6 protein-coding genes are annotated in these 6632 nt (G+C 47.2%); 1 reads left to right on the top strand and 5 read right to left on the bottom strand.

What is annotated here, in order from left to right; genetic code table 11:
- The 5 genes from ACOJS8_RS25400 to ACOJS8_RS25380 form a co-directional block, all read right to left on the bottom strand.
- Positions 1–512: NAD(+)/NADH kinase (locus ACOJS8_RS25400; RefSeq protein ID WP_420151366.1), on the bottom strand; the 512-nt coding region annotated here is incomplete at its 3' end.
- Positions 513–606: 94 nt separating this feature from the next.
- Entirely contained in the window at positions 607–1275 is a 669-nt protein-coding gene (locus ACOJS8_RS25395; protein WP_420151365.1) for a CBS domain-containing protein, read from the bottom strand.
- A 130-nt stretch (positions 1276–1405) separates the two neighbouring features.
- A complete protein-coding gene (locus tag ACOJS8_RS25390; protein ID WP_420151364.1) occupies positions 1406–2185 on the bottom strand; it encodes an alpha/beta fold hydrolase in 780 nt (259 codons plus the stop codon).
- Positions 2182–2799: an anthranilate synthase component II gene (locus ACOJS8_RS25385; protein ID WP_420151363.1), complete on the bottom strand. Its 618-nt coding sequence runs from the start codon at positions 2797–2799 to the stop codon at positions 2182–2184. The genes ACOJS8_RS25390 and ACOJS8_RS25385 overlap by 4 nt, the downstream gene beginning before the upstream one ends.
- A 344-nt stretch (positions 2800–3143) precedes the next feature.
- Complete coding sequence (locus tag ACOJS8_RS25380) at positions 3144–4412, bottom strand: asparagine synthetase B (protein ID WP_420151362.1); 1269 nt, start codon at positions 4410–4412, stop codon at positions 3144–3146.
- A 121-nt stretch (positions 4413–4533) separates the two neighbouring features.
- Between ACOJS8_RS25380 and ACOJS8_RS25375 the strand changes: the two genes are divergently transcribed.
- The coding region (locus ACOJS8_RS25375; RefSeq protein ID WP_420151361.1) for a M1 family metallopeptidase at positions 4534–6632 on the top strand (2099 nt) is incomplete at its 3' end.

Raw genomic sequence — 6632 nt, 5'->3', positions numbered from 1 at the left:
TTTAGAAATTCACCGTCGAGGTACGTATGCACAGTAATCATCGACGACGTTTGCGTACGGGTAATCGTAAAGTCATTAAGACCAAAAGGTAATTTTCCAAAAATATCCTGGCTAGACCGAACACCCACTAATGTCCGCTCGTCAATGCTGTACTGCTCATTAAAAAGCGCATCGATCATCAGGCGAACCGATGCAGGCGCTACGGTAGCCAAAAAACCCAGCCGCCCGATATTGATACCGATGATTGGAATCTGCTTAGGTCCTACGTGCGTAACCGCATCGAGTAGCGTACCGTCGCCCCCCAAACTAAAAATAAAGTCGGCGTCCGTTATGCCTTCGTCGACGGTATAGGTAGCCTGGCTGTAATGTGTTACGCCTGCGTTGTCCAAGAACTCGCGATAGCCCTGTGAAATAATTACTTCGGTCTGCCGCCGGGCCAGTTCTTCAAACATTGACTGGATGTACGGTCGGGCCGATTCGGGAAAGTTGCGCCCGTGAATGGCGATTTTCATGAAAAAAGACGAAGGGCAGCGGGCAGAAGGTGGTAGGCAGAGAGGTTTTTACTGTTTTATCCTCTAGCCGTGGCCCTTCGCCCTTTGCTAATATTTATGTATTAAGATAACGTAGGAGCGAATCAAGCCGCTCCTGGTCAATACTTTCGATGGGTGTATTGGCAAAGGCCGCTTCAATTTGATAACCGAAACGTTCAAGTGTTGAGATGACAGGAGTGATATCGCGTCGATTCAATTTAAGCGTCAGTCGCGAGCGATCCGGCATTCCGTAAGCAGCACTGGAAAAATAACTGCTAATAATCTTAACATTGTTTGATTCGATCAGACGACTGATTTCTGACATCGAATAATCGCGTTCGTTCATGTTCAGAATCAGAATAGCGCCCCCTTCCTGAACACCAAGCTCCTGAGCAAACTGTTTGAGCAATTCGGTTACGGAAATGGTGCCACTGAACTCCCGCCCTTCATTGATTACCGCCACAATCTCCATCTGATGCTGAATGACCAGCCCTAAAACTTCAAACAGATGCTGTTCTTCAAGGACGTAGGTCTGTTCAAACAAACGCATTACTTCGCCAACAGGCCGCTCATCGTCGGCAGCGTCCATTAGCAATTCTTCACTAACTACACCCCGGTATTCGCCCTGATCGGTCAGTACGAGTTGCCCGACGCGGTGCTCCTGCATCCAGTCCAACGCCTGCCCGACAGAGTCGGTTGGCTTCAGGGCCGGGAGCATAGGATCTATCAGTTCGGCAGCCAGCATAGTAAATGGTTTTAAAAGAAAACTGTTTGTCAGAAAACTACATAAAAACTTGCATAGTTTCCAAATATTAATGAAATCAGTTGGTCAGTTGTTCAACAGGACGGGCAAATAATGAGTATATAACCGCTCCTTACTCACCTACCAGTTCTGCAACCGGATGACGAGCCAGCCAATCCTCCAGTAACGTATTAAAATGCTCAGGATGTTCCATCATGGGAGCATGGCAGCATTTATCAATAAAATGTAATTCTGAATCAGCAATTAAACGGTTGAATTCATGACCAACTTCGGCGGGTGTAATGGTATCATTGAGCCCCCAGACCAGCAAAGTTGGTATTTGAATCTGATGCAGGTCTTTTGCTACGTTGTTCCGTTGCGCCGACTTTGCAATTCCCACGATACTCATGCATTTCGGAATACTCGTGGTTATTTCGAATACTTCATCGATCAGTTCTTTGGAAGCCACTTTGGGGTCGTAAAAGGTATAGGCAACACGCTCGGCAACGTAATCGTAGCTGCCCCGTTTCGGAAATGAGCCGCCCATACCATTCTCAAACAAGCCTGAACTACCCGTGAGCACTAATCTACGTACTAAATCGGGGTGACTGAAGGTGTAAAGAATGGCCAGGTGACCACCCAGCGAATTGCCCAGCAGTGTCAGATCCTGCAACGATTTCTGAGCTACAAACTTTTCGATGTAGGCCAATAATCCTTCCAGACTAGCCTGCCGTATAGGCATTTCATAAATTGGCAGGAGTGGAATGACAACCCGATAACGATCTGAAAAGGCATTGATCACCCCATCCCAGTTGCTAAGTGCTCCAAACAGACCGTGCAATAATAACAATACTTCGCCCTGTCCTTCTTCTACGTAGCGAAAACCTGCTTCCTCCCGAATTTGATAATTCATACGTATTGTCTGGTTATAGATGTGGCAGAACTGCTCTTTTTATGCGTAAACAAAACAAAATCGATCCAGTTTTCAATGATTTGTAATCCATATTGTGTTAAGGCCGCTTCCGGATGAAACTGAACACCCCATATTGGCAAATGCTGGTGCCGTAATGCCATTATTTCGTGTCGATCCGTAGTTGCCAGGCTAACCAGCTGTTTTGGCAAATCAGTCAACACCAGCGAGTGATAGCGGGTTACATTAAACTCAACAGGCAACCCATTCCACAGCACATCGTCAGTACGTGTTCGAATCGTCGACAGTTTGCCATGCATAGGTTGTTGAGCCTGTGTCAACGTAGCACCAAAAAATTCGCCCAGCGCCTGATGCCCCAAACAAATGCCCAGCATAGGCACCTTTCGATGGTAATGATCAATTACGTCCATCAGTCGGCCAGCCTGCCGGGGCATTCCCGGCCCAGGCGATAACACCACGGCATCAACCGGATTACCTGTCAAATTACCCCAGGATTCGTTATTTCTGACAACCCGGCACGTAGCACCCGCCTGCTGTAAGTAATCGACCAGCATGTAGGTAAACGAATCGAAGTTATCGACAACCAACAAATTCATGCATTCATAACGCAAATCAGCACAACAAAATTAATATTTTCTAAAAAAAACAATACTATTCTATTAGTTACTATTGAATATCAGCCAATTAAATATTTTCAACTTTAAAATATTATATTTTTATAGAAAAAATACCAGGTCATACATCAGGCATATCAAACACCTTCCAAATCTGAAGATAGCTGATACGGGTAAGCTATTTTTTGACTGGTTTTTAACTTCTCCTTTATGACCTTTACGGTAGAGCAGGAATGAAAACCCCAGCCTACTAGTCAAAACGGCTAATAGGCTGGAGGGAACCGTGTCAATATCACGACGATTCTACTAGAGAAGCTAATGAATTGCTACGTCTTGCGTTTTTTCTTACGCGCAGAAGGAAACAGTACGTTGTTGAGAATAAGCCGATAACCGGCCGAGTGAGGATGCAGGTTCAAATCCGTAGGGTTTCGGAATCCCCCTCCGCGCGTACCTTCCGGATCGTGCCCGCCATAGAATGTCCATTGTCCGCGTCCAACTTCACCGTAGATATAGCGATGCGAGCCTTTCCCTTCGCCCATAACCAGGCTGCTTGGTTTTACGGCTCCTTTTCGAAATGCTGTCGTTTGTCCAAAAAATTCTTTGATGATGTTTTCGTGATTCTGACACAACATAGCGGGAATAACATCCCATTTGGCCGAAAAATTGAATAACTCAAAAAAGCCACTCGGCTGATCGTAACCCCGTCCTCCGGAGGAATTGATATCAGAGAACGTAGAGAAACCCCGATAGCCATTGTCGGCTTCGAGCGTGAAGTTTCCGAAGGCTAGCGTCTTGGTAAAATCAAGTTTTTCCTGCGCATCCGAGTCTACACCGTCACCGTCATACGCACTTCCAACAATATCTAGCCCTTCTGCCGCCAAAGCAATGTCGAGGGTTTCAGCAGCGGAGCACATGGCAAACAGATAACCTCCTCCCGCACAGAATTCCTTGATTTTTTTGGCAACTGACAACTTCATCTGCGACACTTTCGAGAAACCATATTTGCGGGCAATGTCTTCCTGAGCCTTAATGTCGGCTACCGATTGCCGGTGCATGTTACGTCCGTATTGCCCCGTAAAATCTTCGTGGTGCAAGTGTAGCCAGTCGTATTTTGCCAGATCGCCCTTCAGCACCTCTTCGTCATACACTAATTCGAACGGAATCTCCGCGTACGTCAGCACCAACAGAACGGCATCCGTATTTTCGAATTCCGCAGGGCCTACTTTTACGGGCGAATACACGATGATTTTGGCCGCTTTCTGAAGCGTCACTACGTTCATATTCAAATCAGGGTCGGACAGCTGCTGACGAATTGAGGCCGCTTTTGAATCAGAGATCGTCTCAAACGACACTCCCCGAACCCGGCACTCTGTTTCAACGGCAGTACTATATTTTGTCATGAAACTACCACCCCGATAATTCAGCAGCCAATCGACATCCTGATCATCTTTCAGTATTTTGTACGCAATACCATACGCCTTGAGGTGATTGGTCTGCTGATCGTCCATTGGAATCAGGATGGCATTGGCCAGCGTCAACGTCGACTGACCTGTTATCGCCAGCAATAGCAACAGAAAAGATACGTAGTGTTTCATAGAGTGCTTTATTTTTGACCCAACTTGCGAACTCCTCTCTTCGATGTCACTCCAGGTTTTATGTTTACTATTCCCACTTGGAAATCAAACGAGGAACCTGAAACGAATTAAACGTCTCCTAATGTTCTGGAACTCTTCTAAGATTACTCGTTACGGCGCTACGCTACTCTTCTATTTTCTGATTGTTATGTCCTGCAACCGTCGTTCAGTTTCCACCAGGTCGTTTACCCTTGAAACGGGCGTATCACAGACGCTGGCGCAGGCACGAAAACAATCCATCAGCCAACTAGCCTATGCCCTAAAGTTCGACATTCCCGCGCAGAAAAACCAACCAATTCTAGCGAGTGAGACGATTACATTTAACTGGCGCAAAAACAAGTCTTCTCTCCAACTCGACTTTAAAGAAGAACGCGCTCATATACAGAAAGTTTCAGTCAACAATGCCGATATCCCGATTACGTTTGAGAGCGAACATTTAATCATTTCTACTGCTTTTCTGAAGCCCGGGACAAACACTATTTCAATTCAATTTATGGCCGGTAATCTTTCGCTGAATCGCAACGATGATTACCTCTATACGTTGCTTGTTCCTGACCGTGCCCGAACAGTTTTTCCGTGCTTCGATCAACCCGATTTGAAAGCAACGTTTCAGGTTTCGCTAACCATCCCGGCCGCCTGGCAATCCATGACAAACGCGTCTGTTCAGGACTCGGTAGTTGCAGCGGGGCGCAAGACTGTTAATTTCCGTACGTCTGATTTAATTCCAACCTATCTGTTCTCCTTCGTAGCCGGTAAGTTTAAGCCTGTAACGCGCACGCTGGACGGTCGTTCGATGACACTTCTGCACCGCGAAACAGATTCAACCAAGATTCGGCTAAGCATGGACCCTATTTTTACCATCCATGCCGATGCGCTACGTTTTCTGGAAGATTACACCCAGATCCGCTACCCGTTCCAGAAGTTTGATTTTGCGGCCATTCCCGATTTTCAGTACGGCGGTATGGAACACGTTGGCGCCATCGATTACCGGGCATCGAGTTTGTTTCTGGATAACGGCGCTACCCGCGATCAGAAGCTATCGCGTGCTACGTTGATTTCGCACGAAACGGCGCACATGTGGTTCGGTGATATGGTCACGATGCGCTGGTTTGAGGATGTCTGGCTAAAAGAAGTGTTTGCCAACTTCATGGCCGATAAAATCACGGAAGTCTCCTCGCCCGATGCAAATTATGACCTTCAGTTTGTCGTCGATCATTTTCCGGCTGCTTACTCCGTCGACCGTACTGAAGGGGCTAATCCGATTGGTCAGCCACTCGCCAATTTGCAGGAAGCAGGAACGCTTTACGGCGGCATTATTTACCATAAAGCGCCAATTATGATGCGACAGCTGGAACGGCTCATGGGTAAAACTGCTCTGCGCGATGGGCTTCGGGACTATTTAAAAAAATACGCGTTCAATAACGCTACGTGGTCTGATTTGATTGCCATTCTGGACGCTCGCACACCAACTGATCTGACTGCCTGGAACCACATCTGGGTGAACGAAACCGGCCGTCCGGCATTTACGTATCGGCTGGAAAAACAGGCTGGTAAAATTAGTCGGCTGACTATCTCGCAGCGCGGTGAAGATGGTTCAAAAAGAGTATGGCCACAAGGTTTTGAGGTCGCGCTGGTTTACCCAAACCGTGTGGAAGAACTGACGGTTGCCATGAATCAGGCTGACGTTGACTTAGCTGAAGCCGTGGGAAAGGCCGTTCCATCTTTTGTCGTTTTCAACTCGTCGGGTCAAGGCTACGGCATATTTCCCGTTGATACGTCCATGATTTCTCAACTTGCTACGTTAACAAATCCGGTAACGCGAGCCGCCACGTACATCAATCTATATGAGAATATGCTGACGGGTCAGATCAGCCCGATAACCCTGAGTACTACGTATCAAAACCTATTGAAGAGCAAATCTGAAGAGTTGAATCTGCGTTTACTCACTACGCAGTTAGCTGACCTTTTCTGGACTTTTACCCGGCCAAACAATCGACCAGCCCTGGCAGCTTCTATCGAACAGGCTTCCTGGCAGGCAATGGAGCGGGAAACAGCGCCTGGCAAGAAGAAGCTTCTGTTTCGACTGTATCAAAACATATCCCTCAGTCGCAATGCGCAGGACCAGCTTTATAGGATCTGGAATGACCAGAAAGCGCCAGCAGCTGTTACGCTCACCGAAGA

Origin of the sequence: Spirosoma sp. (genome assembly GCF_048594605.1) — a bacterium.
In the GTDB taxonomy this organism is placed as follows: Bacteria; Bacteroidota; Bacteroidia; order Cytophagales; family Spirosomataceae; genus Spirosoma.
The sequence above is the reverse complement of the archived record's forward strand: the minus strand, read 5'-3'. Positions and strand labels throughout refer to the sequence as shown.

Bases quoted from the DNA above. Each gene is read 5' to 3' on its own strand.
- ACOJS8_RS25395 (WP_420151365.1), bottom strand. From the start codon at position 1,275: ATGCTGGCTGCCGAACTGATAGATCCTATGCTCCCGGCCCTGAAGCCA.
- ACOJS8_RS25380 (WP_420151362.1), bottom strand. From the start codon at position 4,412: ATGAAACACTACGTATCTTTTCTGTTGCTATTGCTGGCGATAACAGGT.
- ACOJS8_RS25385 (WP_420151363.1), bottom strand. From the start codon at position 2,799: ATGAATTTGTTGGTTGTCGATAACTTCGATTCGTTTACCTACATGCTG.
- ACOJS8_RS25390 (WP_420151364.1), bottom strand. From the start codon at position 2,185: ATGAATTATCAAATTCGGGAGGAAGCAGGTTTTCGCTACGTAGAAGAA.